Source organism: Candidatus Poriferisocius sp., from assembly GCF_965208475.1.
Taxonomy (GTDB): domain Bacteria; phylum Actinomycetota; class Acidimicrobiia; order Acidimicrobiales; family Bin134; genus Poriferisocius.
The window spans coordinates 2,448,850-2,473,951 of sequence record NZ_OZ242338.1; the positions used below are offsets into that span (position 1 = coordinate 2,448,850).

At 66.7% G+C, this 25,102-nt stretch carries 19 protein-coding genes; 8 read left to right on the forward strand and 11 right to left on the reverse strand.

Going from position 1 to position 25,102, the window contains the following annotated elements; translation table 11 throughout:
• Positions 1 to 2: 2 nt before the first annotated feature.
• From ACOGXA_RS11495 to ACOGXA_RS11520, 6 genes are all read right to left on the reverse strand, one after another.
• Complete coding sequence (locus tag ACOGXA_RS11495; RefSeq protein ID WP_419924010.1) at positions 3 to 2,270, reverse strand: sigma factor-like helix-turn-helix DNA-binding protein; 2,268 nt, start codon at positions 2,268 to 2,270, stop codon at positions 3 to 5.
• A complete protein-coding gene (locus tag ACOGXA_RS11500; RefSeq protein ID WP_419924011.1) occupies positions 2,267 to 3,136 on the reverse strand; it encodes a phosphoadenosine phosphosulfate reductase family protein in 870 nt (289 codons plus the stop codon). The genes ACOGXA_RS11495 and ACOGXA_RS11500 overlap by 4 nt, the downstream gene beginning before the upstream one ends.
• Positions 3,129 to 6,656, reverse strand: a complete 3,528-nt coding sequence (locus ACOGXA_RS11505; RefSeq protein ID WP_419924012.1) for a hypothetical protein — start codon at positions 6,654 to 6,656, stop codon at positions 3,129 to 3,131. Before ACOGXA_RS11505 ends, ACOGXA_RS11500 begins: the two co-directional genes overlap by 8 nt.
• Entirely contained in the window at positions 6,653 to 7,648 is a 996-nt protein-coding gene (locus tag ACOGXA_RS11510) for a DUF4007 family protein (protein WP_419924013.1), read from the reverse strand. Before ACOGXA_RS11510 ends, ACOGXA_RS11505 begins: the two co-directional genes overlap by 4 nt.
• The gene (locus ACOGXA_RS11515; RefSeq protein WP_419924014.1) at positions 7,648 to 8,808 is read right to left on the reverse strand and encodes a cysteine desulfurase family protein; all 1,161 of its coding nucleotides are present in this window, start codon (positions 8,806 to 8,808) and stop codon (positions 7,648 to 7,650) included. Before ACOGXA_RS11515 ends, ACOGXA_RS11510 begins: the two co-directional genes overlap by 1 nt.
• Positions 8,809 to 9,063: 255 nt before the next feature.
• A complete protein-coding gene (locus ACOGXA_RS11520; protein ID WP_419924015.1) occupies positions 9,064 to 9,834 on the reverse strand; it encodes a M15 family metallopeptidase in 771 nt (256 codons plus the stop codon).
• Positions 9,835 to 10,109: 275 nt separating this feature from the next.
• Between ACOGXA_RS11520 and ACOGXA_RS11525 the strand changes: the two genes are divergently transcribed.
• Together ACOGXA_RS11525 and ACOGXA_RS11530 are read left to right on the forward strand one after the other, a co-directional pair.
• Positions 10,110 to 10,736, forward strand: coding sequence for an NYN domain-containing protein (locus ACOGXA_RS11525; RefSeq protein ID WP_419924016.1), 627 nt, complete (start codon positions 10,110 to 10,112; stop codon positions 10,734 to 10,736).
• Positions 10,737 to 10,903: 167 nt separating this feature from the next.
• Positions 10,904 to 11,896 carry a nucleotidyltransferase domain-containing protein gene (locus ACOGXA_RS11530; protein WP_419924017.1) on the forward strand — a complete coding sequence of 331 codons (993 nt, stop codon included), beginning with the start codon at positions 10,904 to 10,906 and terminating at the stop codon, positions 11,894 to 11,896.
• A gap of 75 nt (positions 11,897 to 11,971) precedes the next feature.
• Here ACOGXA_RS11530 and ACOGXA_RS11535 read toward each other — a convergent pair whose 3' ends face one another.
• The 5 genes from ACOGXA_RS11535 to ACOGXA_RS11555 all read right to left on the reverse strand — a co-directional run bounded on the left by ACOGXA_RS11535 (position 11,972) and on the right by ACOGXA_RS11555 (position 14,957).
• Positions 11,972 to 12,193, reverse strand: coding sequence for a helix-turn-helix transcriptional regulator (locus ACOGXA_RS11535; RefSeq protein WP_419924018.1), 222 nt, complete (start codon positions 12,191 to 12,193; stop codon positions 11,972 to 11,974).
• A 346-nt stretch (positions 12,194 to 12,539) separates the two neighbouring features.
• A complete protein-coding gene (locus ACOGXA_RS11540; RefSeq protein ID WP_419924019.1) occupies positions 12,540 to 13,142 on the reverse strand; it encodes a metallophosphoesterase in 603 nt (200 codons plus the stop codon).
• 295 nt (positions 13,143 to 13,437) lie between these two features.
• The gene (locus ACOGXA_RS11545; protein ID WP_419924020.1) at positions 13,438 to 13,833 is read right to left on the reverse strand and encodes a twitching motility protein PilT; all 396 of its coding nucleotides are present in this window, start codon (positions 13,831 to 13,833) and stop codon (positions 13,438 to 13,440) included.
• A complete protein-coding gene (locus ACOGXA_RS11550; protein WP_419924021.1) occupies positions 13,830 to 14,261 on the reverse strand; it encodes a hypothetical protein in 432 nt (143 codons plus the stop codon). Before ACOGXA_RS11550 ends, ACOGXA_RS11545 begins: the two co-directional genes overlap by 4 nt.
• Positions 14,262 to 14,639: 378 nt before the next feature.
• On the reverse strand, positions 14,640 to 14,957 hold the full coding sequence (locus ACOGXA_RS11555; protein ID WP_419924022.1) for a hypothetical protein: 318 nt from the start codon (positions 14,955 to 14,957) through the stop codon (positions 14,640 to 14,642).
• A gap of 157 nt (positions 14,958 to 15,114) precedes the next feature.
• On the opposite strand from ACOGXA_RS11555, the gene ACOGXA_RS11560 reads away from it, so the two are divergent.
• From ACOGXA_RS11560 to ACOGXA_RS11585, 6 genes are all read left to right on the forward strand, one after another.
• On the forward strand, positions 15,115 to 16,446 hold the full coding sequence (locus ACOGXA_RS11560) for a Fic family protein (protein WP_419924023.1): 1,332 nt from the start codon (positions 15,115 to 15,117) through the stop codon (positions 16,444 to 16,446).
• Between the two features lie 309 nt (positions 16,447 to 16,755).
• Complete coding sequence (locus ACOGXA_RS11565; RefSeq protein WP_419924024.1) at positions 16,756 to 17,187, forward strand: nuclear transport factor 2 family protein; 432 nt, start codon at positions 16,756 to 16,758, stop codon at positions 17,185 to 17,187.
• A 116-nt stretch (positions 17,188 to 17,303) separates the two neighbouring features.
• On the forward strand, positions 17,304 to 18,950 hold the full coding sequence (locus ACOGXA_RS11570) for a class I adenylate-forming enzyme family protein (protein ID WP_419924025.1): 1,647 nt from the start codon (positions 17,304 to 17,306) through the stop codon (positions 18,948 to 18,950).
• A 37-nt stretch (positions 18,951 to 18,987) separates the two neighbouring features.
• On the forward strand, positions 18,988 to 19,566 hold the full coding sequence (locus tag ACOGXA_RS11575) for a 2Fe-2S iron-sulfur cluster-binding protein (RefSeq protein WP_419924026.1): 579 nt from the start codon (positions 18,988 to 18,990) through the stop codon (positions 19,564 to 19,566).
• Entirely contained in the window at positions 19,563 to 22,718 is a 3,156-nt protein-coding gene (locus ACOGXA_RS11580; protein WP_419924027.1) for a molybdopterin cofactor-binding domain-containing protein, read from the forward strand. Before ACOGXA_RS11575 ends, ACOGXA_RS11580 begins: the two co-directional genes overlap by 4 nt.
• A gap of 56 nt (positions 22,719 to 22,774) precedes the next feature.
• Entirely contained in the window at positions 22,775 to 25,096 is a 2,322-nt protein-coding gene (locus tag ACOGXA_RS11585; RefSeq protein WP_419924028.1) for a xanthine dehydrogenase family protein molybdopterin-binding subunit, read from the forward strand.
• Positions 25,097 to 25,102 lie beyond the last annotated feature (6 nt).

A 25,102-nucleotide genomic window follows, 5' to 3' on the forward strand; every position in this document is an offset into this window, starting at 1 on the left:
CCTCAAAATCCCCGCCGTCGTTCCTTCATACGCTCAAGCAGGTCTTTGGCCCGCTCTGACGAGTCGTCGTTGCCTTCCCGCTGGGCAGCCGTCGCGGTGTCGGGCTGGGGAGGGCCGGGGCGGCGAAGCGAGACGCTGGCGGGGGATTCGAGGACGAGGTGGATGCGCTCGCCCTGTCGGGCTTCGAGCAGGCTCAGCGGCTCGGCGAGGTAGCCGAGCGTCGCGCCGGTCAGCGATGCGAGCGGCCAGCGCACCGAAACTGTCCCGCAGCCCTCGGGCGCGAGCACCGGCACCCGCAGGCTGCCGTCGGGCTCGCAGCCCAGGGCGTCGGCGATCTCCGGGGGCAGGCCGGCGAGGCTGTAGCCCTCGAAATAGCGATCTTCGACCTTGAAGCTCCAAAACGGCAGTCCGTCGTAGGTGCGGCCGTGGATTACATCCTCTAGGGCCCGCAGCGTGATCGAGGAAGGGTCTGCCACGCTGACGTAGCCGTCGCTAATCCGGAACCGGGCGGACTTGGCGTACGCTTCGACGCTGCCCTCGGCAACGTCGAACAAGCGGGGGAGTTCCTCCAGGAGCCGCTCCAAGCGGGTGGCGCCGCCGTCTTCTTCGATGCGCTGGATGATCTCGGCGGGAATCCCCTCGTACTCGTCTTCGATCCACTCCGCGAGGCCCCACCGCTTCTTGTCGGCCCGGATCACTCCGGGTATGGCCGACAGCCGCGCGCCGAGCCGGTTCGGCTCCAGCCCGCAGACCTCCCCGATCTCTTCTTTGGTGGCTGGGTGCCCGATGGACAACACGGCGGCCTTGGCCTTGGCCTTTGCGGTGTCGCGAAGGGCTAGATGGCCGCAGAGGCGGTGCAAACCGCACAGGGCGATCAACTGGTCCCAGTGGCGCCGCCACGAATCGTCGGGCAGGCGGGCCATGAGATCGGACTCGGCGACGAGGCCCACTTCGTCGGCGAGGTCTTGGGCTACTGCTTTGAGCTCTGAGATTGCATCGCTTGCTGTTTGGCTGAGGCAGGAGCCATCGGCAGTCGAATAGCCGGAGTCTTCTCGGAGCAGGTGGCGGGCCATCTCCGCTGCCGCCCGCCCGTTTTCGTCGCTGTGCTCGCCCAGTGGGAATGTTGCCGAGATACGGGATTCGAGGGCTTCTTTGTCGGTGATCGGGCCGAGCTGGTTGCGGAGCAGCACCCCCAAAGCAGCTATCCAGCACAACACTGCTGGCCCCGACGCTGAGGGATGGCGGAGGCGGCTCTTGACTATGTTCTCGATCTGGCGGATTCGCTCGCGTGTCAACCCTGCCGCCTGCCCCAGTTGTTCGAGTGTCTGCGGCTCCGGTGACAGGAGGCGTTCTCTGAGGATGGCCTTGTCAAGTGGTTCCAGCGACTCCCAAAGCGCGCTCATCGACGCGAGCACTTCCTCCGCGAGCGGCTGCTTTCCGCACAGGTCGGAGATTGCGATGTCCGCGAGCGAATCGCCCATTCCCAGCTCGACCGCGAGTGCTCCCAGACTGCTGTTGAGCCCGTCGACCAGCGTCCCGCGCCCATCAGCTGCGCTCGATGCGGCCAAGAGCCTCTTGAGCACGGGAACAGCCGATCCCCACGCTGTCGATGAGGGGTCTGGCGGCTCCGGTTCCGGCAGGGTCGAAGCCCCCGCAGCGCCTGTCGGGGACATGTGGAGCGGAGGAGTGAAGGCCGGATCTCGAATGAGCCCACGGTCGAGGGCGGCCTCGACCACGCACATCAGATCGAGCAGGGATACCAGGCCGAAGTTCCTCAGCTTGAAGAGCTGGCCTACGGTCATCGGCTTGAGTTGGCCATACATGTCGGCGTTGAGCGCTTGTCGGAGGCAGTTCAGCGTCCGCACTCTCAGCGGGCACTTGAACAGATCGGCGGTGTCGATTCCTTCGGGGATCGCGACGAAATCGTCAGGCGGGCGGACTATCCGGTAGGCCATACGGACCAGGGCGCTGTGCTCGTCCTTGCCCAGGGGGTGTGTGCGGTGCTGCCACAGGTCGGCCAGGTCGCCGAGTAGTCGCAGATCAGCTTCGGGGCGGGCGATCTTTCTGAGGGGAGCGGGAAGCTCGACGGCGTACAGCGTCTCGAAGTGCCAGCGGGGAAGGACCGGCGTAGGAGGGTTGCCCCACGGCGCGAGCGGGCCGGGCGATGCGCCGAGCGGGGCCGCAGCCGGCTGGCGATAAGCTTCGGGCTGGTGGGGGGTTTCGCCGTTGCTGTTGGTGCCCGTCTGCTCGGCGGGCTCGTGTGGGGTCATAGGGCGCAAACGGTGCAGGGTTCGGTACCGTCGTCATCGTCTAGCACGCCGGCCAGGGCTTCGACCAAGGGCAGGTTCGGCCGGGTTCGGGCGGTGCGGGCCATGGCCGCTTCGTGCCGCTCGAGTATCTCGTCGCGCCGGGCTCGGAGCTGCACGAGGGTCTCGCCGCCCGACCAGGTGTACTGGCGGCCCTTCATGGCCTGATCGGAGAAGTCGGCGTCGCCGCCCACTCCGGCGTCTTGGAGCACTTTCTGCTCGATGGCGACGGCCCGCTCGAACAGCTCGGGGTGGCGGTCGGCGAGGCCGATCCACTCCGCTTTGCGCTGGTAGAAGCAGAAATAGCATCCCGAGCGCGTACGCCACTCGTAGTAGGCGGGAAGGCCTATCCCGGCGTCTTCGAGTATCCGCATCACCCCGTCGTGGTCGACGCCTTCCTCGACGAACGGGAAGCGGCTCTCGATGTTCGCCTTGGTGGAGACGTAGCCCTTGCGGTTCGACTCGTCGGAGCGGATCGCCACATACGACACCGCCGGGTCGTCGCCGATCCACTTCTCCAGCGGCTTGATCTTCATGTTCTTGGTGCACCAGCGCATCTGCGGCGACGGCAGCGCGCCCCTGAATATCTCGAACCAGTGGTCGAAGCCCCGGTCCGCGTTCAGCCGGGCAATGGGCTTGGCCAAGATCACCTCCAGGCGGGTCAAGAACTCGTAGGTCTCGGGCAGCTCGGCGCCGGTGTCGCAGAAGAAGTACTCCATCTCCGGCACCCGGTCCTTCAAGTACACCGCCAGGGCGCTGGAGTCCTTGCCCCCTGAGATGCCGCAGATGTGGCGCACGCCGAGTTGTTCGAAATTGGCAGGCTCACTCATCGGCTGTCTCTCCCAGCACTCGGTCGCCCAGCAGCGCCAGAAGCAAGTGCTCGGCCTGTTCTTTGGAGCCGGCTGCTTTCTGGGCCTTAGCGATGGCCTCGTCCAGCACAGCGGGCAGACCGCCGCTGTGTGCGGTGTCTAGGTCCACGAGCCGGGCGTGCTCTCGCCCGTCGGGACGGGTCACGGTCACCCTGAGCGCACAGGCCGCCCCCTCGGAGCCGCCTGCTTGCCCGGTGGCCGCGGAGTCCTCGTCGGTGCCGGCCCGCGGTGCGCGCCCGATTACGGCGAGGTCGGAGTACAGGGCCAGCAGACGCTCGAACGCGGCCATGTGCCCTGCCAGGACGCGGCGGAAACGGCGGGCGTCCTCGTCGGCCCACTCGGCGGGCGACTTCTGCGCGACCACGGTGGCGACGGTCCTCATCCAGGCGAGGTCATCGTCGGTGCCGGTGTTGGCGAGCGCCAGTATGAACGGGCGAACCGCCGGGTCCAACACGTCGGCATCCGCCGCGCCGGCGCGCTCGACTACCGATTGGCGGCTGGCGCCACCGCTTGATGCGACCAGCAGGCTGAGCGAGTCGGACATCAGCCGGCTCTCAGCGGCTTCAAGGGCCTCCATCGCCGATGCGACTTGCGCGGCGAATTCCTCGGCCTTCGGGTAGTCGGCTGTGCCGCTTGGGACCTGCGGGAAGTCCAGGGCCTCGGGGAGCGACGCGAAGACCAGCTCGTCGGGCTCCACGGCTCGCTGCACGGCATCTCTTACGGCGAGCACTTCGGGGGCCAGGGTCCGGGTCTGCTGGGTGAAGTTATCCAGCCTCCGCACCCGGGCCACGAGATTGCCGACCACGCCCAGCACGTTCCCGACCCGCAGAGCCGGCCTTCGGGGACTGCCCGGCGACTCGTGAATGCCCATCTGCCCGGCGAGCGCGCTCATCACTTGGGATCGAGCCCCTTTCGTGCTGGCGAAGTGCTTGATCTCGTAGAAGCCGGGGTTCTTGGCCATGCGCTCTGCGGTGTCGGCGGTGAGCTGCGGTCGGAACGTGCCGTGCTCGTAGATGGCGATCACGTCTTCGCAGGCCAACAGCGCGGCTGTGACGAACACCGGCACCACCCCGGCCTTCATTCCCAGCGGCGGCGATTGGAGCGCGGCGTAGATGTCGCTCAGGCTCACCCGGCGCTTCTTCGCCCGCTCGAACTCTGCCTCCAGCGCCTTCCAGGCTGGGCGCAGCTTGGCGGCGGCTCCCGGGCCCTTGGGCGGGCCGAATACCATGTGCCCGCTCTCCTTGTCGCGCACATGCAGACGGGGGTGGGCCAGCACGGCCTTGTACATGGCGACTTCGGGCCCGTTGCCCTCAAGTCCCAGCTGCGACTCGGCGGCGTGCTCGGTCATCGCCTCTATCAGGACGCGCCGGGCTTTCGCGCCCTGCGAGGTGAGGTGAGTGCGGTTGAGCATCTCGTTGGGCACCGAGGGAGTGTCGGGGTAGGCCCAATCCGCGGCATCCGACAGCACCGAGCTGCCGCGGCCCGCTGCCAGTTCCATGTGCCGGTCTCCGTCGAGCAGGACCCATCGGCACGTGCTGCTGGCGTAGGCCGCGAAAACGGCCCGCTCGAACGCAGCGTGGGCTGCGGCCAGCCGCTCGCTCATCTCGTGGCGGGCCACCCAGTCCGACTTCACCGACGGGTCTTGCAGCACCTTTTGCAGCGCGACCAGTTCCCGCGCCGATGCGCCAATCTTGTCGCGGTGCTCGGGGCTCGCGATGGCGGCTGCGGTGGGTTTGGCCCCGCCCACGGGAACGCCGGCCATCGCGGGCGGCACGTCGCCGTCGACTACGAGGAGCACCTGCCCGTCGTATGGGGAGAACGCGTCGAGGGGCTCGGCCTTGTCGTTGCAGCTCGCGAACCTCCGGCGGAACACCCGCAGGCAGTCGTGCTGGGCGCTGTGGCGGGCTGCGACCGCCGGATGCAGGTCCGGCATCGACGCCACGACCTCGAAGTCGCCTTGCTGTTGAACCTGCTTTCGGGCTTCTTCCAGAAGCAGCCGGATGTCCACGTCTGTGCCCTGCCAGATGCGGTACTCGTCGGCGAACGACCGGTAGGTGACCAGCCCGGCATCCTCTAGCTCTCCTAGCGCGGCTGTCGAGCCGGGCTCTGCGAGCTCGATCATGTGCTCAGACGCCCGGATCGCTCCCGATGTGGACACCAGATTCAACATGGCCACCGCTTTGGCGATCCTCATCTGCTGCGGTGACAGGCCGTGCGCGTCGCGCAGGCGGGTGGCGATCTCGATCCACCGGCTGTTCGACGCGGCGGTCACCGACGACAGGCTGCCGGTGCCGACGAAGTAGTCGTACACCGCGTCCAGTCCCAAAACGGGGACCGGCCCCCGCTCCGGCAGAACCGCTGTCGACAAGAACCCGTCTTGGCCGGCCATCTCCTGGCCGGCCAAGAACGAGAACAGCGTCCTCTCGTGCTGACCGTAGCGCCGGCACAGCTCAGACAGAACGACCGCGGTGACCGGGTGGAGCGGCCAGCACGACGCCACGGCCGACGGGTCGGAGAGATCGGCCACGCCCAGCTGGTGCATGGCCTGGCCCTGGGGGCGGGCCCAGCGCTGGATGCGAGCCCGGAGCTTGTCGTCGCCCACGGCGAACACCGAGCCGATGAGGGCGCGGGTCTGCGCCGGGGACTCCACGTAGGCGATGTCCTCGAACCGGCCCTGCACTTTCGCCCACTCGCGCCGCCTCGTGGCGTCCACTCCACTCAGGTAGTCGTCGAAGGACTGGTGCTGGAGGGTGACCAGAAAGATCGGCAGGCCTTGGCCCTGGCCGGCCTCGGCGAGCTGCTGGAGAAGATAGGGGTCGGCGCTGGCGGGCGACGCCCCGTCGGCTACCGCTTCGAGGTTCTTGCCGAACTCGTCGATCAGCAACAGAAGCGGCCCGTCGTCGGCCACGCAGCGGGCAATCTCCAACAGCCCGGCCGGCGACGGGCCGGTGCGGCGGGGATCGCGGGCCGACGCCTCGGCGTCGTCCAGCGCCTGTTCGAGCACTCCGGCCGCGGCGAAGCTGTCCGCCGGGGGGATGGTGCCGAAGCTGCGGACAACCGCTGTGTGCAGCGCCCGAAGCACCGTGTGGGCCAGCGGCTCGCGGCCCGCGGTCACCAGCCCGCGGTGGAAGCCGCGCTGCTCGGTCTGATGTGCGCTGTGTGCCTGTCGCATCAGCTCGGCCGCGTCCGGGGCCGCGCCGAGCATTCCCAGCGCGATGTCGCGGGTGTCGCCCGCGGGGCCGAAGGCGGCGTCAAGCAGCAGCCCCAGCGACGACTTGCCCGAGCCGTATGGCCCGGTGAGAGACCACGCCCCTCCCGCAGACCCAGACTCGGCCGCAGAGGCGATGCGCTGGACGACATCGAGGGCTCGGGCAGTGAGCACATAGCCCTCCAATGGCTCGGCCAAAGAGGCGTCCCGCTCCAGGCTGGCCGACCGGGCGAACCGGTCCGCGACCGCGACAACGTCGGCGAGTACCGTCACCGCGCCATCACCGCGCCCACGAGCCCGGCGTCCATCTGGGCTCTCGCGGTGTCCAAATCGGCGAAGTAGTAGGCGGCCAGTATCTTGTCGGCCAGCCTTCTCGGGCTGCCCTTCCACCCCAGCTGCGCGGCCCCCGCAGGCGACGCCAAGGCCAGCTTGCCGCCGGAGAGGGACTCCGCCGCGGGCCGAAGCGCGTCGGCCAGTTCCGATTCGCTGAGCCGGAAGGCCCGCCCCGGCGCTCCGGGCTCATCCGCGATGCGGCTCAACAACACAGTGCTGGCCTTCGGATCGCGGCACGCGATGTAGTCCAGCACCGCATAGGCGGCGATTGCCGACGGCAATGTGGGCTTTGCGCCCATCGCGAACCGGTACCTGCCGGTGGCCTGAGACCGGGCAATCAGCCCCAGCTCCCGCAGAGGGCAGTCCAACAAGTCGTCGATGCTGCTCCGAGCAGAGCGGTCAGCAGGAGCGTAGGTCCGCAATAGCGCCGTCACGTCCTTTTTGAGCGAGGAATGATGCGGAGCCTGCCACTCCGCGGCGACTGCGATGCCCCCTGCGCAGGCCAACTCCAGCTCTGCGGCGTCGAACTCCACGGCGTGGAACTCGTTGAACGTCGCCCACCACACCGGCAGCACACAACGCGGCGACAAGAGCTTCCAGTGCAACAGCCACAGCGTGCCGGGATCCTCCATATACCGGTCCCAGCCGCCCTCGGGGTCGAACAGCAGCTTGCCGAACGTGGTGGGAACCACACCGGGCGACCGCTGGTTGGGCGAATCCGGGTCGTCTTGGATCAGCTTGGCCGCCAAACCCCAAAAGCGGATGGCCTTGACCATGTTCTTGCCCACGCCCAGCTCCACAGTGGCATTCGGGTCGGTGAACGCCGCCGAGTTCTCGCAAGCCGCGTCGAACGCCTTTCGGAACCACCCGTAGCGGGGATGGAACGTCTCATGGCGGGCGAACACCGGCGCAGCCGCATCCACAAGCCGCATCAGCCGCCGCCCTGAGTCAAGGCCCTCACGCGCTCCACCGCCTCGATTGCCTTGGCGATGGCGACATCCACCTCGTGTCGGGTGGTGAACCTGCCCAAACTGAAGCGCACCGACTCGAACGCCTCATCGCGCGACAACCCCATCGCCAACAGCGCACGCGACGGCTCCACAGCCCCAGAGCTGCACGCCGACCCCGCAGAGACCGCCACCGGATCCATGTTGAACACCACCGCCTCCGCGTCCGCCCCCTCAAATCGCACATTCGCCGTGTTCGGCAGCCGCCGGGCCCTATTGCCGTTCTCAGACACGCCGCTGAGCCCGGCCCTCAGTCCCTCGACAAGCCGGTCCCTCAGCACCCCCACCCTGGCCGACTCGCTCCCGCGCTCCTGCAATGCCAAATTCGCCGCAACCCCGAACCCGGCGATCCCGGCAACGTTCAAAGATCCCGACCGCAGCCCCCGCTCATGGCCGCCCCCATGCACCAAAGGCCGCAGCGCCAACAGGGCGCGGCGGGTGCCCACCAGCGCGCCCGTCCCCGCCGGCCCGCACATCTTGTGGCCGCTCAAAGACAACAAGTCGATAGCCGACCCGCCCACCGACACCGGTAAACGCCCCGCCATCTGCACAGCGTCGCAATGGAACACCGCCCCAGCGGAATGGGCCAGCTCCGCGATCTCCTCGACGGGGTTCAAGACCCCCGTCTCGCTGTTGGCGGCCATCACCGACACCGCCAGCACGTCAGGGCCCAGCAACCGGTCCAACTCTTCAAGGTCGACGAAGCCGCCCTCGGTGACGCCGACCACATCCACCTTCGCCCGGCCCTGCTCGAACAGCCACCGGGCCGTGCCGGCCACAGACGCGTGCTCCACCGCCGAGACCACCACCCTGTTCCGGTCCGCCGGCGCGCCCTCCACCAACCCGGCCAGAGCCAGATTGTTGGCCTCAGTCGCCCCCGAGCAGAACACCACCCCCGACGCGCCGGTGCCCACCAGCTCGGCCACCTGCTCGCGGGCCGCTTCCACCAAACCCGCCTGACGCTGGCCGAAGCGATGAGCCGACGAAGCGTTGCCGACCCCATCGCGCAGCACCGGCACCATAGCCTCGGCCACCCGCGGGTCCAACGGCGCGGAACCGTTGTAGTCGAGGTACACCTCGTTCACGCCATCTCCTCCGGGCCAATCGCCAAAAAGCACCGCTGCCCACGAACGTAGTGCGGCTGAACCCTCCATAATCGCATCCGGCTGCGACAATTCCCGCCGAACACCGTCCGAACCACCCCAAATCTCCAACACGGCAGGCTCGCCGCGCGCCCAGCACAGACACACCGCCCGCCACCACGCCCAGCGACCTCTCACCCAGACGGCGCCAAGGCGCGGGTGCCCGGCAGGGGGTGCGCGCCGCCCATCAGGGCGGCTTCAGTCCAGGCAGATTCCCGCTGAGCGGGTTCCGTCGAGAGGCGGGTGCTCCACGATGTCGTACAGGGCGGCGCGTCCTGTGGCTTGGGCCCACACGTCGTCGCCGTGGGACCAGTGCCACCACTCCTTTTCGTAGGGCACGAAGCCCGCGGTCGCCATGGCGTAGGCGAACCCGCGGCGCAAAAGGCGCACACGGGCATCGGCGCCAGGGGCCTCGAAGGCGTGGACGGCGGCGTTGGCGTCGAACGCGTCGTAGTCGGTGCCCAGCGCCAGGGGCTGATCCAGCCACGACAAGGTGAGATCGACCGTTCCGCCGGTGGTGTGCGGCGGGCGGCACCCGTGGTCTGACACCGGGGCGACGAACCCGTCTTCGGCTGCGCCGTCGCCGTAGTGGCACACCAGCGCCCGCTGCTCGTCGGGAGACCGCCACGCGTCGAGCACCACCAGCGAGAATCCGCTCGGCAAGAGCCGCTCGGCCAGCAGCAGGCGCTTGGCCACATCTGAGCGCACCAGCATGCGCCGCGCCCCCAAGATGCCCAGGTGCTCATAGGCGTCCAACACGTCGATGCCGCGCACCTCCACCAGCGGCTGCGACGACCCCGCGCAGCGCTGGCGCACCGCGGGCAGCCCGAAGGCGGCGGGCATCGGCGGCAGGTGCCGGCACCACCCCAGCCTCTGGTCGGGCACCGCCTCCGGCGCCATCAACAGCCCGCCCGCCGCCGCAGGCGGCGCTGAGGGCCTGTTCTCAAAGATTGCAGGATTCTTAGTCATGGGGCCATCCTGCGAAACCCCGCCGGTCGCAACCGGTCGCAACCCCCCTCGACACCGGTCGCTTGCGGTCGCAAGGGGCCGCGACCGCCGGCGAAGGCTGATCGGACGCGGTCGAACCTGCCCTGTTGGCCGGTTGGGCCCGGTCGCTGCTGTCACCGTTGACGTTTGTCGAGAACTGTAAGGGTTGTGGCCCGGTGGTTCGGGCGGGTAGGGTGGCCTTGTTTTTCCCCGCCTGTCCTGTTCAACAGGGCATGGCGGGGCTATTTTTTGGGGCCGTGTCCGCTCATCGGGTCGTGGTGTTCATCGACTACCAGAACGTCTACCACTTGGCGCGGGCCGCGTTCGGCTTCGAGGGCGACCCGGACAAGAACCTCGGCCATGTCCATCCCCGCCGGATCGGGGAGCTGTTGTGCGAGCTGGGCAGGTCTGCGCTCCCAGCCCGCGAGCTGTTCGGTGTGCGGGTGTACCAGGGCCTGCCTGACATCAGAAGCGGCGCGGTCCTTGTGCGGTTCGTGACCCGGCAGATCGCGGGCTGGGAGCGCTCGGAGGGCGTATTGGTCAAAACCAGGCCGCTGGCCTACCACGAGACGACCAGGAGGGGGAACACCACCTGGCGGGCTCAGGAGAAGGGCGTCGATGTGATGCTGGCGGTGGACGTGGTGGACATGGCCCGCACCGACGCCTACGACACCGCGGTGGTGTTCTCAGCCGACACCGACCTGCTGCCGGCGCTTGAGGCCGCGACAGACATCGGCAAGCGCGTCGAGACCGCCACCTGGCAAGGCCCCGGCGACAACCGCGGCCCGCTGCGCATCAAACAGCGCAGCCTGTGGAACCACTACCTCGACCGAACCTGCTTCGACCGGGTGCGCGACGACACCGACTACCTGGCCGCCCCCTGAAACCCCGGCATCGACCCCGCCCCACGGACCCAACAGGTGGCCGAGCGCGGCCACAGGTCTAACCACCTGACTCGCCGCCGCGTTGGTCGTCGTCTGGCCTCCAAAACAGCCGGCATCGCCCCCGAAACCAGCGTTGAGTCTGTCTCTAGGCGGCGTAGCCTGGCGCTGTGGCTGCCCCCGATCACCCATCGCCTTCTGTCGGCGATGCCCGCAAGGCCGCCGAGCGCATCAGCCGGGACTTGGATCCCGCGGAGGTGCTCGTGTTCGGCTCGGTGGCGCGCGGCTGTTCGACTGGCGGCTCAGACGTGGACTTGGTGGTGGTGTTCGACGACCTCGGCGACTACACACAGCGCCGCTACCTCGCACACCAGGCCCGTACCGCCGCGGAGCAGGCCACCGGGTTCCCGTGCGATGTGCGGGTGACCGACCGGGCAGAGTGGTGTGTCCGGACCACTCGGTGCCGCTCCAGTTTCGAGGCCCATATCGCCTCCTGTGCCCTCACCCTCACGTCTCGGCCCCCCAAGACGCCCATCGACTGGGACAAAAAGATCGGCAAACCCGCAACCGACGAGCAGCAAGCCGCCGCCGCCCTCGCCGCCGCCGCCCACTCGCTCACCACGATCTTCGCCAGCCTGTCCCCGTCGTCCTATGAGGCCGACGCCGCAGCCGAAGGCGACACCGCCACCGCCCGCAGATTTCGCCGCGCCCGGCTGCTCGGCGTGTGCGAGCACGCCCAGATCGCCATGGAAACCTCGCTGCAAGCCCTCGTCTGCGCCCGCCAAGCACCCCACCCCGAAAACGCCCGCGACATCCGCGGCCTCATCGACGCGGCCCGCGACCTGCTCGGCCCCGCCCAAGTTGCCCCCATCGAAGCCGCCCTGGGGCCGCTCACCCCCGACCAGATATCAATATGGCGCCACACCAGTACCTACCCCGCCACCCCGCTGCCCGGTGCCGACCCCGACACAGCCACCCCCCAATTCGCGGCGCAGATGGCCAAGGCCGCCGCGAGACTCGCCGCCGCCGCCATCTCGCTCATCGAACAAGCCCTCGGCCACCGGCCCGCCCAAGCCCAACAAGCCCTCCGACGATGCGCCGAAATCGACCAGCAGCTCCCGCCCCAGGCCCGTAGGGTTCAAGACCAGCCTCTCCACGACTAGCAGGAGGCTAGCCATGCCATGGTCTTGGAGGCGCCCGCCGGTCGGAAGCGAGACCTTGTGTGTTTGTCCGGCGGTCTAGGCGGCAGGGCGGTCGCCGGTGGCCCGGGGCCGGGTGGCTAGCCATTCGTCGATCTCCGACGCGGGCCAGCGCACGGCGCGCCGGCCGACGCGGATCGGCTCGGGGAACAGCCCCTCGCGCATAAGCCGGTAGACCGAGCTCGTGGACAGCCCGCAACGGGCCTCGACCTGCGGTCGGGTCAACAAAGTGTCGTGCTGTTCTCCAATGTTGGTTTCCATGCCCGCCACTATGCGACACCCCGCCGGTCGCAACCGGTCGCCAACCACCCGAACACCGGCCGCTAGCGGTCGCCAACCGCCCGAACACCGGCCGCTAGCGGTCGCAGCCCCTTTGTGTCCCCTGTTTGGGCGGCTGCGATGATCAGGTGGCCACCGCGTCTTCGACCGGGAAGGGCAGTCCGTCTAGGCCTGCCGGGCGGTCTGCTTTCCCGTCGATGCCATCGCGGGCTGTGGGCCGTGGCGGCCGGCCAGACCGGGGCTCTTGTACCGTTGATCTCGCGGGGTAGTTCGGGTTCGGCCGGTCGGCGGCTCAAGTGCAATCGGTAAGCCGCTGATGGCGTCGATCTCACGTGTGGTCGGGGATGGGGGTGTTCGAGGGGCCACCCTTGATGAGGTCGGCGATGGTTTGCTCGGCGACGGGGGCGAAGCGCCAGGCGTCGACGCCGACGTTTATCTGCCGGTGCTGTTGGCGCCACTTCTCGTGGACGTGGCCGTGAAGAAGCCAGTCCCCGTCGTCTTTGGGGCGCCATTGGTCGTATTTCATGTCGTGGCGGGCGTCGAGCACATAGGGGAAGTGGCTGAGGCGGGCGGTGTGCCCGGCGATGGTGTGGGGCTCGGGGTTGTCGATGATCTTGTCTACGCCGCCGATGCGGTAGTAGTCGGCCCGCTCCCAGCGGTGGTCCCTGTGGCCCTGCCAGCACCGGTCGTGGTTTCCGGGCACGAGGATTTTGCGCCCCTTGAGGCGCGCGACGTGCCCGGCGAGGCCCTGCGCCTTGCCGCCCATCACCAGGTCACCGAGGATCCACACCTCGTCCTCGTCGGCCACCGCATCGTTCCATCGGGCGACCATCTCCTTGTCCATGGCACCGGCATCGGCGAACGGGCGCCCGCAGTACCCGATGATGTTGTCGTGCCCGAAATGGTGATCGGACGTGTACCACCTGCCCATCAGACCACCGTCGCACCTCCGACAACCAGCGCGCCAGCGAATATCCCCGGTGCCAGCAGACCCCGGAGCTGGGCGATCACACCCACGGCACACCCGAAGAACCAAGCGCCGACTAGACCCGCACTGCCTGAAGCGCCGAGGCCCCCAGGGGAAAAGAGCGGGGAACGCCGGAGCAAACCACCGGGCCCACGCCACGACACCTGATTCTGCCTTGGAATCGCCAGGCGCAAGGTTCTTGGATGGCCCTTGTGACTCGTCTTGAGCGCCCGTGTCTGGTAGGCCGTCCGCTTTCGCGTCAGACCGGCACGACTTTCACCGTTGAGTTCAGAATCGCGAGCAGCGCGCCGATGTCTTCGGGATCTGAGGTTAGGACCGACGCCTCGCCGTGTCTCACAGCACTGTGCGCAACAACAGCGACGACGGCATCAATCACATCGGAGGTACCGGTACGCCCGCACAGATAGCCGGCCAGGCGTGCCGTGTCCTCGTCCAGCGGTATTGGCCTGCATTGCTTGAGTGCCTGATTGAGCCGTGCCTGCTGAGGAGTGCCGCGCCAGACTTGCCCGATCACCCCGGTCGGGACAATGAGACCATCGGAATTCCTGCGGGCCGCATGGAGCCTCGCCCAAGCAGCCCGGCTGTCGTTCTCGAGTCCGATCAGTTCACCGGCGTCCAATACGAAGACCGTCATCCAAAGAGTTGGGCTCGCGCCTCGTCAAGCTCCTCGGCGGTAATCGTGCCGTGCTCAGCCTCCCAGTCGGAGATCACTTCTCCCAGCCTCTTTGAGGCAAGCTCCCTGCTGCCGGCATCGCCAAGCCAAGCCGACAGCTCACAAGACAGCGCGTCCCCCGCCTTTTTGACCAAACCGTCCATTTCTTGGATGTTACTGGAATCCGCGAAGTCGTCGAGGCCGGAAGTCGCTGCCCCAAGCAAGTCAACCTCGCGAACAGGAGCGGTCGCAGCCTGGCTGCTGCCCCTGGTTCCAATGCCCACGCCGAACTCGGCGCACCAGCCCCGCACAGTGCCGGGCTCGACGCCAGCCTGCTTGGCCACGGCTTCAACGCCGCGCTTTTTTGCCTTCAACGCCAAGCGCTTCCGCTGCGCCGATGAGTGCCTCACGCCCATATCCGACTGTCTCCCTGTTGGCGGCTGCCGCTGCCTGCTCACCCCACAGCCTAGCCCTTGACCGCCTCTTGCGGCACTAGCGCTGGGATTCGACACGGATAATCGACTCGATCCGCCTCAGCAACCGACGATGCGTGTAAATACAAATGGATCAGACCACCCAGCACGCGGGTAGAGTACACAAGCCCCCGCCAGTCGCGGACCGCGCTTGGACCGGCTTAGCCCGCCGTTGCTCGTGTGGGACCGATTGTGGGACGAAAAGGCAGATTGGCTCATTTCAGGCGACTGACCTGGGGAAACAATTCGCCTTTGAATCCCGTTGGGGGTACAAATCAAGGTTCTTAGCCCTTGCCGGGTGTTCCCAAGTGTGCCCTAAATCCCCAGCGTAACGAGGGTTTCTGCCACCTCAGGCTGTTGTACTGTGCTTATGTACTGTGCATAGAGCGCGCGCAGATAGGTGGCCATCCACCTGTGGAAGCCGTCGTCGTCCTCCTCATGGTCGCCGAAGCGGTAGGCGATGGCATCGGCGACGATCCTGTCATCGCCCATGGCGTCGAGGAGCAGCTGCTCCAAGTGCAGCCGATCAGCTTTGCCGATGCCAGCGCCGAACCTCTCGTTCAGGTCGGCAGCCACCCTGTCGGCCGCCTCGCCTGAGGAAACCTCAATGCCCGGATCTGCGGTCTCGTCCATGCCCAACGGTAAATCGGGCATCGTGCCGCGTGGCTCCAGCGGTGTTCGAGGACAAGCTTGGGAGCGAGACCAACATGTAGCCCATGCGACGCTTTAGCGGGCGTATCGCGTCCTGAACACAAGAGTTATAGCCCATGCGACGCGTTATGCTCGCGGTGTGGGGAGATACGTTGAGGCTGAAGGCTGGATGGCGACTGCCACAGGCTACGGGCGCAGAGCCTACCGCTCTTATGTGCCGCATCCGCTGTCGGGGTGGGAGCCAGCCCTCAGCGCTGCCGACCTGAGTGCGGTGACAGCGGCCGACAGGGCGCTGTCCGCCACAAGCACCCTGCCGGCCAGCGCGCTCGGCAGCACGATAGCCGAATGGATGATGGCACGTGACGAGAGCATCAGGTCTAGCTTGATTGAGGGGGTGGACGCTACAGAATCGGGGTTCGCCTGGGCGCGGTACATGGTCCAAGCTGGCAAGCCAGTCTCCGACGAGAACGACGCACTGACTTTGGGAGCTGCCCAACAGATAGCGGCGGCGGCCGAGTTGGGGGCGAAAATGCGGACAGGCGGCACTTGCTCCGCAGACGACATTCTCGCCCTCCACAATCTTCTCTTCGAGGGCACCCGGGAGAGGGATATCGGCGGCGCTGTGCGGACCTCGCCCATCTGGATAGGCCCTCCCGGCTGCTTGATCGAGGATGCGTCGTTCGTCCCGCCACCGCCAGAGGAAGTGCCACCGCTGTTGGACGACCTGGCGGATTATGTGAACGCAAGCGGCCACCACCCCGTGCTGAAGGCGGCAGTAGCCCACGCCCAGTTCGAGACCATCCACCCATTCGAGGACGGTAACGGCAGGACAGGAAGGGCACTCATACAGACTGTGTTGAACGCGTCGGGCGCGGCGGACGGCGCCGTTCCGATCAGCACGGCGTTGAGCAACGACAGGCAGAGGTACTACCAGGCGCTCAACGACACACGAGTTGTCTGCGGGATTGGTGAACACGCTGTTCGCAGCGTCGCTTTGAGTCGATGGCTGGAGGTGCTGTCTGATTCCTGCGGAGAAGCCCACAGACAGGCACTCTCGGCGACTCGTAGTGCCGAGATGATGGTTTCCCGATGGCGGCAATCCAAGCGGTTCAGGAGAGGAAGCGCGGCGGCGGAGTTGCTAGAGGCTCTGCCTGCGATGCCAGTGCTGGATGCCGACATGGTGTCAACGCGGCTGGGAGTTGCCAAGCGGGCGGCAAGGGAGGCGCTTGGCTCTCTTGAGAGCGCAGGTATCGTGCATCGAACGGGGGGAGCGCGGAACCGTCGATTTGCGGTTCCCGAGTTAGTGGACAGCCTCAGGCAAATGGGACCCGACGGCGGGCTGGCGCGGCCCCAGTTCAGAGCGTCAGACAACGCCGATGGAACGATCTGCGGGTTTCGCGGCCCTCGCTCAAGAAAGGACTGCTGCCTCCCCAAAGGCCACAGCGGCCAGCATCGCTACTCGGCGAGGTGAACGGCAGAACGTGAGAATCAGGCGATGGCTCTGGCCGCGACTCCCCATCCGCCGCCCGAGGCAGATGCCACCAAAGAGGAAATCCTCAACTTCTTCTCCCGGTCCACAGGAAGAACCGGCAACGCTTTGGACTGTGAGCATGATGTGGGGGTCGTCCGGCTGGTGTCTGACCCTGCTTTTGACTGGCCGGTGTGCCTTTGCGTTGATCTGTCGGCACTGGTCGGGCGGCGATCAACTCGGCGCCAAAGCTCTCGTGGCCGGACCCGTTCTTGGGTCCAGTTGATCTGTGGCGGGTGGTAGGTTTCGGGCATGAGGGATCAGGATGCGCTGGCCCACCTCGCTGCCGAGTACGCCCGATGCGTCGATCGCAAGGATCCCGACGGGGTTGCCGCTTGTTATGCGCCCAACGGGGTGCTTCGAATGGTGGATCGCTCGGCTGGCGACAATGTCCGCGGAGAGCTGATCGGACGCGAGCAGATTGCCCGCACAATCTCCAGATTGCGGTACAAGTCCACCTTTCACTTCATCGGCCAGCAGCAGACGGCCGTCAACGGCGATTCGGCCACCGGGGAGACCTACTGCATCGCCCACCATTTGAGCGTCCCCGATGACGGCGGCTCCACCACCGACCTTGTCATGTACATCCGCTACCTAGACCAGTTCACCCGCCTCGACGAGGGGTGGCGCTTCGCCGTCAGGGAGCTCAACATCGACTGGACCGAGAACCGGACAGTGGAGTAGTTCTCGACGCCCTCAGGGGAAGGCACAGCCGTTGGACGATAATGGAACTAGACATGGATGCGACCCTGCGGGTGCTGCGGTGCGGGACTAGGCGGGGCTGAGGGGAGGACTCGCCGATGACCGAGGAGCGGCCCGGCGAACTGGCTTTTCGACCAACGGTTGGGTCTCTGTTGGGGCACTGCGTGTCCCAACACACCGACCAGGCTTTTGTGGTGTTGGGCGATGAGCGCATCACCTACGCAGAGGCCGATCAGGCCAGCCGGGAACTGGCGCGAAGCCTGATCTCAGCCGGTGTGGGCAAGGGTTCCCGAGTGGGGCTTTTGGCCTCCAGCTCTCCGAAGTGGGTGGTGAGCTGGCTGGCGGCGAGCCGGGTCGGCGCGATTGCGGTTCTCCTCAACACCTACCTGAAGTCCCGTGAGCTGGGAGCGCTTCTGCGGCATTCCGACGTTCAGGTCCTTTTGACCGTCGATGAGCACCTTGGCCACAACTACCTTGACTATCTCGAAGAATCAGCACCAGAGCTCGGCGGCTCCGGTGCTCGAATCAGGGTGGAATCGCACCCCTACCTTCGCTCGGTCTGGGTTCTAGGCCAGACTTCTCGCCCTTGGGCCGGGACTGTCGACGACCTCTTGGCCCTCCGACACGAGACTTCTGATGCTCACCTCGACGCGGTCGAGCGGGAAGTATGCCCGGCGGACCCCGGAGTGCTGCTGTACACGTCTGGATCCACGGCCGAGCCCAAAGGCGCCTTGCACACCCAGGGATCCATCGTTACCCAGGGCCACCGCATCGCCGGGCGGCGGGATGTGCGTCGCTCAGATGTGATCTACACGTCGATGCCGCTGTTCTGGGTCGGGGGGTTCGTCTATTCGCTTGGCGTGGCGATGCATGCCGGGGCCACGCTGGTTTTCGAAGACCGCTTCGACCCACTCTCCGCCCTGGCCACGCTGGAGCGTGAACGCTGTACCCATGTGCTTGGATTCGCCCATGTGAGCTCGGCCATGGCCGAGGCCCCCGAGTCTGAGAGCTTCGACCTTTCGCCGCTGCGCCGCGTCGGCGACAAGCGCCTGCTGTCGCCGGAGCGCCAACGCGCCCAGCCAGAGTTTCAGGCCCAAGGGCTCGGCATGACAGAAACGCTTGGACCCCACTCGCTCGACATGGAGGGAAAGGCGCTCCCCCCGGAAAAGCGGGGGTCGTATGGGCCGGCGGTCCCGGGATTCGAGAGAAGAATTGTCGACCCCGAAACCGGTATCCAAGCCAGTCCCGGCGAGTGGGGCGAGCTGTTGGTTCGCGGCCATGGGGTCATGCAGGGCCTGTACAAGGTGGAGCGGGAGGCCACCTTTCTGCCCGGTGGGTGGTACCCAACCGGTGACCGCGCCTCGATCGACGCCGACGGACACATTTACTTCCAGGGCCGGCTGGGGACGATGATCAAGACATCGGGCATGAACGTGTCGCCTCGCGAGGTGGAGCTCGTTTTGGAGTCCGACCCAGGAGTGCAGATGGCGCTCGTTCACGGCGTGGCCCACCCCGAGCGCGGCCAGGATGTCGCTGCACTCGTTGTGCGCGCCCCAGAGAGCGGAGTGTCGCATGCCAGCCTGGGGGAACACGCGCGGCGAGAACTCTCCAGCTACAAGGTTCCCCGCCATCTTCTCTTCGTCGACGACTTGGACGAGCTTCCGTGGATTGGAAGCGGCAAGGTGAACCGCGCCGAAGTTACCGCTGTGCTCGAAGCACAGTTTTGCCCAGAACAACGCGCGTAGCGTGGCCCAAACTCAGCTCAAACTACACTTCCACCTTATGCATCACCCGCAGCCGGCATCTCAGATGGGGGAGGATGCGGACAGGCCCCGATGGACGGCGGATGTCCGTCTCACCATAAACGGCGAGAGGTGGGAGGGGACGCTCGATGCCCGCACCTCCCTGCTGGACGCGCTCACCAACGAAGTGGGCGTCAATTCGGCCAAGAGGGGGTGCGACCACGGTCAGTGCGGAGCATGCACGGTACTGGTGGATGGGCGCCGGATCCTCTCCTGTGTGGCGCTCGCCGCCTCCTGCGACGGCACCGAGGTGACGACAACTGAGGGACTCGGCGCGGTCGGTAACCTCTCACCCCTCCAGGCCGCATTCGTCGAATGCGACGGCCTCCAGTGCGGTTACTGCACGCCAGGGCAGATCTGCTCCGCAGAGGGCATGCTCTCAGAGGCTCGGCAAGGTGCTCCAAGCCACGTCACCATCGACGTGGCCGAAACTGGGGTTCTTCTCACCGATGCCGAGATACGCGAGCTAATGAGCGGGAACCTGTGTCGTTGCGGCGCGTACACCAACATCGCTGCCGCCATCGCCATGGTGGCCGACCAAGGGGGAATGCGGCCTTGAAGCCGATCCAGTTCGAGAGGGCCGCGAGCATTGGGGAGGCTCTCGAGCTGGTGGGCGACGACGGGGTCTTCCTGGCCGGGGGAACAAATCTCGTTGACCACCTGCGGCTGGGAGTCAGATCCGTCGGGAAGCTGGTCGACATAGGCGGTCTTGGTCTAAACGAGATAACGGAACTGCCCGACGGCTCGATCAGCGTGGGGGCGTTGGCGCGCAACAGCGACATGGCGGCCCACCCCCTCGTCCGATCGCGGTTCCCCTTTCTCAGCCAAGCGATTGCCGCGGGGGCCTCGGGTCAGCTGCGGAACATGGCGACCACGGCCGGAAACCTCATGCAGGGCACTCGCTGCGTCTACTTCCAAGACCTCACTACCCCGTGCAACAAGCGGAGCCCGGGCACCGGCTGTGCCGCGGTGCAGGGGTTTGGGAAGCACAACGCCATATTCGAGACAACTGAACACTGCGTGGCCGCCCACCCATCAGATCTCTGCACCGCGCTGGTCGCGCTCGACGCCACCGTGGTCGCCGTCTCCTCAGGCGCAGAGCGCAGGATTCCGTTTGCCGACTTCCACCGTCCGGCGGGCGACACCCCTCATCTGGACACCAACCTGGGACAGGGGGAGCTCATAGTGGCGGTGGAGATCGCTCCCCTGCCCTTCACCACTCGATCCCGGTATCGAAAAGTCAGAGAACGAGCGTCCTACGCGTTCGCCATGGTGTCGGTGGCTGCCGCCATCGACGTTGCCGACGGGATCGTGCGAGACGTGCGCCTGGGGCTGGGCATGGTGTCGCATCGGCCGTTCCGGGCCCGCGTCGCCGAAGAGGCCCTGCGGGGCGCGCCCGCAACCGCCGACTCGTTTCGGGCCGCGGCCGACGCCGAACTGGCGGCAGCCCGACCCGGGCGCCAGAACTCGTACAAGATTCCGCAACTCCGCAACACCATCGTTGCGGTCCTCTCCGAGCTCACCGAGGATCGCCCCCCAGCGGCGACCGTCAACGCCCCGTCCGCCGGCGTGTCCGAACCAGCCCGCGACCAAGTATTCGGCGGTCCTGGCGGCGAGGCGCGAGCCCGCGTGGACGGGCCGTTGAAGGTGACCGGCACTGCGCCGTATGCCTACGAACAGCCCGTGGACAACCCGGCCTACCTGTTTCCCCTCTCGGCCACCATCGCCAAGGGTCGAGTGAAGTCGTTCGATACCACCGCAGTCGAATCGCTTCCCGGGGTGCTCATGGTCATGACCCACGAGAACGCCCCTCGGCTTCGATTGCGGACAGACCCCTCCCTGTGGATACTGCAATCCGGCAAAGTCCACTATTGGGGGCAGTTCATCGGAGCAGTGGTGGCCGAGACCCCCGCCATTGCCCGCCACGCCGCGAGCCTCGTGGAGGTGGCCTACGAAGAAGCTGCATTCGACGCCGCCTTCTCCCCTGATCATCCTGAGACTTTTGTGCCCCGGCGCCTCCCCACAGTTGGCCCCGGAAAAGAGGAAATCGGCGATGTCGAGACTGCGGTCAGCGAGGCTGCCCACGTCCATGAGGCCGTGTACACGAGCTCAGCCCACTACCACAACCCCATCGAGCCCCATCCGATAATCGCCATCTGGCATCGACCGCGCCGGCTGAGCCCCCGCGCCCCTAGGCTCACGCTCTACGACTCGAATCAGGGGGCGGCGCCCGTCCACATCGGCACGCTCGCCCCCATGCTGGGACTCCTGCCCAATCAGCTTGAGATCATCAGCCCCTACGTGGGCGGGTCTTTCGGCACCAAGGGATTGCCCCACTCTCACATTGTGCTGGCCGCCCTGGCCGCAAAGAAGCTCCGGGGGCGACCGGTGAAGTACGCGTTGACCCGACAGCAGATGTTCCGCACCGTGGGCTATCGACCGCCGAGCCACCAGTCCGTCAAACTCGCCGCCGACGAGCACGGCAAGCTCACTGCCATCGACCACCAGAGCTGGGCGCCGACGGCGAGAATCCGGAGATACATCGAGCAGACCGTCACGCCGACGCGCTCGATGTACGCCACCCCCAACCGGCGGACTGTTCACCATGCCGTGAAGCTCGACGTGGGCGTTCCCATGTTCATGCGGGCGCCTGGCGATTTCACGGGGATGTTCGCCCTTGAGACGGCAATGGACGAGCTGGCCATTGCCGTCGACGAAGACCCGATCGAGCTCCGCATTCGAAACGAGCCTGAGGTCGATCCCGAGACCGGTCGCCCTTTCAGCACCCGTAATCTGGTTGCCTGCCTCCAGAAGGGTGCCGACGAGTTCGGCTGGGGTGCCCGGCTCTCACCGGGCAGCAAGCGCGACGGGGAGTGGCTCTTGGGCATGGGTGTGGCCAGCGCGACGTATCCCAATCACCATCTGATCCCCTCCCGGGCGGCCATCGAGTATCGAAACGGCCGCTACACCGTGGAACTCCAAGGTGCCGACCTCGGAACAGGGGCGTGGACCGTTCTGCCCCAGATCGCCGCTGATGCCCTTGGCGTGTCTGCCGACATCGTCGATGCCGACATCGGCCACTCGAAGCGACCGTTCGCGTTCGCGGCGGGAGGAAGCATGGGCACAAGCGAATGGGGGGCGGCCGTCGAAGCGGCGGCACGGAGATTCCGCAGCAAGCATGGGGCAAACCCCAATGACGGGGCCAGGGCCAAGGCCACCGGCTTTGCCCCTCGAGGGGGGCGCAAGAAATCGCGCCACGCCTTTGGAGCGCACTTCAGCCAAGTGCGGGTCAGCACCGTCACCGGCGAGGTCAGGGTTGACCGGATGCTCGGCGTTTACGCTGCCGGTCGGATCATCAACCCCCTGACCGCCCGCAGCCAGTTGATCGGCGGCACCACGATGGGCATTTCAGCTGCTCTGTTCGAAGAGGCGTACCTCGATACCCGTTACGGGCACATTGTCAACGGCGACCTTGCCGGGTACCACATTGCCGCCCACGCCGACATCCACAGCATCGAGGCCATCTGGATCGACGAGTTCGATCCCTGGTACGGCACCACCGGCGCCAAGGGCATCGGCGAGCTCGGAATCGTCGGAGTTCCGGCCGCCATCGGCAACGCCATCTACAACGCCGCGTGCATCCGGCTCCGCGACATTCCCTTCACTCCCGACAAGGTGCTCAACGCCCTCGAGGGCAGCCGGCAAGCGTGAGTTCCGGCCGCCGACGAGGCAGTTCGTTCCCGGTGCCGTCGCTGTATGGTGCCTGAATGACCGGCCAGGATCGTGATTTGGGCATCGGGGGATCGCCTCGCCGGGTGGAAGACCAAGCGCTGTTGACCGGCGAGGCCCGGTTCTCGGGCGATGTTGCGGTGGAAGGCCTGCTGTATGCCGCCTTCTGCCGATCCCACTATCCCTTCGCTCAGATCTCGGCCATAGACACCTCGTGGGCCGCGGCATCTCCAGGGGTGGTCGCGGTCTTCTGCGCCGGCGACTTAGACCTAGACCCAGTGTCGCCTCCGGGGATGGACCAGATGTTGAGCGAATTTTGGCTCCGGCCCGCGCTGGCCCGAGATGTCGTCCGCTTCGTGGGCGAGGCGGTCGCGGTCGTCATTGCCGACTCTCAGGCCAACGCCATCGATGCCGCCGCCCTAATAGAGGTTGACTATGCGCCCCTCCCCCACATCATCGATCCCGGGGAGGCGGCGCGCCCTGGCGCGTTGGCAATACACCCCGAGGCGGGAACGAACATCGTCATCGACCAGCACCTTGCCGCAGGCCAAGAGTCGGGCACGCACACCACCGTCAGGGCCCGTCTCGGCAACCACCGCATGGCCGGCGCGCCGATGGAGGGAGCATCGGTCACCGTCGAGGTGGCCGGAGAGCACACGCTCACCCTGTGGGCAGCCACGCAGATGCCCCATATGGTCCGAGATGGCCTCGCCCGCCACCTCGGGCTCGAACCTGAGCAGATCCGGGTTGTGTCGACCAACGTCGGGGGCAGCTTCGGCGGCAAGACAACCGCCATTCCCGAATATGTGATCGCCGCCGCTTCGGCGCTCAGGCTCAGACGGCCCGTCAGATGGGTGCAGTCCCGCACCGAGAACTTGCTCGAAATGCACGCTCGGAGCCAGGTGTTCGACATCTCCCTGTCGGCCGACGACCAAGGACGCATCACCAGTTTCGGCGTTGACGCCCTCGCTGATCTCGGCGCATACCCAGGAGTGAATCTCGGCATCGCGGCCACCACGAGAAGGCTGTCTCCAGGCCCCTACAAGATTCCCCATGTCGATTACCGGCACCGCGGCGTCTGCACCAATACCGCACCGGTTGGGGCTTTCCGCGGGGCAGGGCGCCCCGAAGCGGCCGGGTTGATCGAGCGGAGCATCGACTTGCTGGCCAACCGCCTCGGCATCGACCCGGTCGAGTTCCGGCGCCGCAACCTGATCGAGATGGATGCCTTTCCCTACGACAATCTCGTCGGAACGATTTACGACACGGGCAACTACGTAGCCGCGCTCGATGAAGCGGCCAGCCTCATCGGCTACGAGGCGCTGAGAAGGGAGCAACAGCACCGTCGAGAGGGCTCCGCGCGCCGCCAAATCGGCATCGGCGTCGCCTGCTACATCGAGTTGTCGGCTTCAGTCCCCGGCTTCAACTCCGACAATGCGTCGCTGGAAATCGACCTCGACGGGCGCTTCCAAGTCAGGGTCGGGACGGCCGCCCACGGCCAGGGCCACCACACCGTCTATGCCCAGATCGTGTCGGAAGTCTTCGGCATCGAGCCGGCCATCGTGACGGTTGTCGACGCCGACACGGCCAGCGTCGCCCGGGGGCGCGGCACTGGAAGCTCGCGATCAGCCCAAATCGGCGGCAGCGCGGTGCTGAATGCGGCCCACGCAGTCTTCAGCCAGGCCACAGGGCTCGCCGCCGAGATGCTGGAAGCCAGCCCAGCAGACATCACCCCCGACCGAAGCGGGCTGGGCCTGTGCCTTCGCGGGTCTCCTTCCTCGGCCGTCAACTGGAAAGAGCTGGCCGAGTTCGCCAACCGGCCCGGCCTCGGCAATCCCGGACTCGCCGCCGCTCCGGGCTTCAAACAAACCAAAGATGGGACGGTGTCGTTCGGCAGCCACATAGCAGTGGTCGAGATCGACACCGAAACCGGCGCCGTCGGCCTCCGCCAGATCGTGGCGGTGGACGACTGCGGAACGATTCTGAATCCGATGCTGGCCGAAGGACAGGTCCACGGCGGCATGTTGGGCGGCATCGCCCAGGCCTTGTTCGAAGAGATGCTGTATGACGATGACGGCAACCCTCTGACCACCACGTTCGCCGACTATGCGTTTCCCAGCGCGGCTGAGTTCCCGTCGTTCCAAACAGCCCACACCGTGACCCCCACCGACAACAATCCACTCGGCGCCAAGGGCATAGGCGAGGTCGGCACCACCGGTTCTTGGGCCGCCGTTCAGAACGCGGTCAACGACGCATTGGCCCCGTTCGGAGTGGTTCATCTCGACCCCCCCTACACCCCCCAGCGGGTGTGGACAGCCATCAACGAGCACTCAGCAGATCAGCCCACTTCACCCGGATAGGAACCC

Excerpts from the sequence above, each read along its gene's own strand:
- ACOGXA_RS11555 (WP_419924022.1), bottom strand. The coding sequence starts at position 14,957 with ATGGACGAGACCGCAGATCCGGGCATTGAGGTTTCCTCAGGCGAGGCG.
- ACOGXA_RS11575 (WP_419924026.1), top strand. The coding sequence starts at position 18,988 with ATGCATCACCCGCAGCCGGCATCTCAGATGGGGGAGGATGCGGACAGG.
- ACOGXA_RS11535 (WP_419924018.1), bottom strand. The coding sequence starts at position 12,193 with ATGGAAACCAACATTGGAGAACAGCACGACACTTTGTTGACCCGACCG.
- ACOGXA_RS11500 (WP_419924011.1), bottom strand. The coding sequence starts at position 3,136 with ATGAGTGAGCCTGCCAATTTCGAACAACTCGGCGTGCGCCACATCTGC.
- ACOGXA_RS11510 (WP_419924013.1), bottom strand. The coding sequence starts at position 7,648 with ATGCGGCTTGTGGATGCGGCTGCGCCGGTGTTCGCCCGCCATGAGACG.
- ACOGXA_RS11520 (WP_419924015.1), bottom strand. The coding sequence starts at position 9,834 with ATGACTAAGAATCCTGCAATCTTTGAGAACAGGCCCTCAGCGCCGCCT.
- ACOGXA_RS11545 (WP_419924020.1), bottom strand. The coding sequence starts at position 13,833 with ATGACGGTCTTCGTATTGGACGCCGGTGAACTGATCGGACTCGAGAAC.
- ACOGXA_RS11570 (WP_419924025.1), top strand. The coding sequence starts at position 17,304 with ATGACCGAGGAGCGGCCCGGCGAACTGGCTTTTCGACCAACGGTTGGG.
- ACOGXA_RS11495 (WP_419924010.1), bottom strand. The coding sequence starts at position 2,270 with ATGACCCCACACGAGCCCGCCGAGCAGACGGGCACCAACAGCAACGGC.
- ACOGXA_RS11565 (WP_419924024.1), top strand. The coding sequence starts at position 16,756 with ATGAGGGATCAGGATGCGCTGGCCCACCTCGCTGCCGAGTACGCCCGA.
- ACOGXA_RS11540 (WP_419924019.1), bottom strand. The coding sequence starts at position 13,142 with ATGGGCAGGTGGTACACGTCCGATCACCATTTCGGGCACGACAACATC.
- ACOGXA_RS11585 (WP_419924028.1), top strand. The coding sequence starts at position 22,775 with ATGACCGGCCAGGATCGTGATTTGGGCATCGGGGGATCGCCTCGCCGG.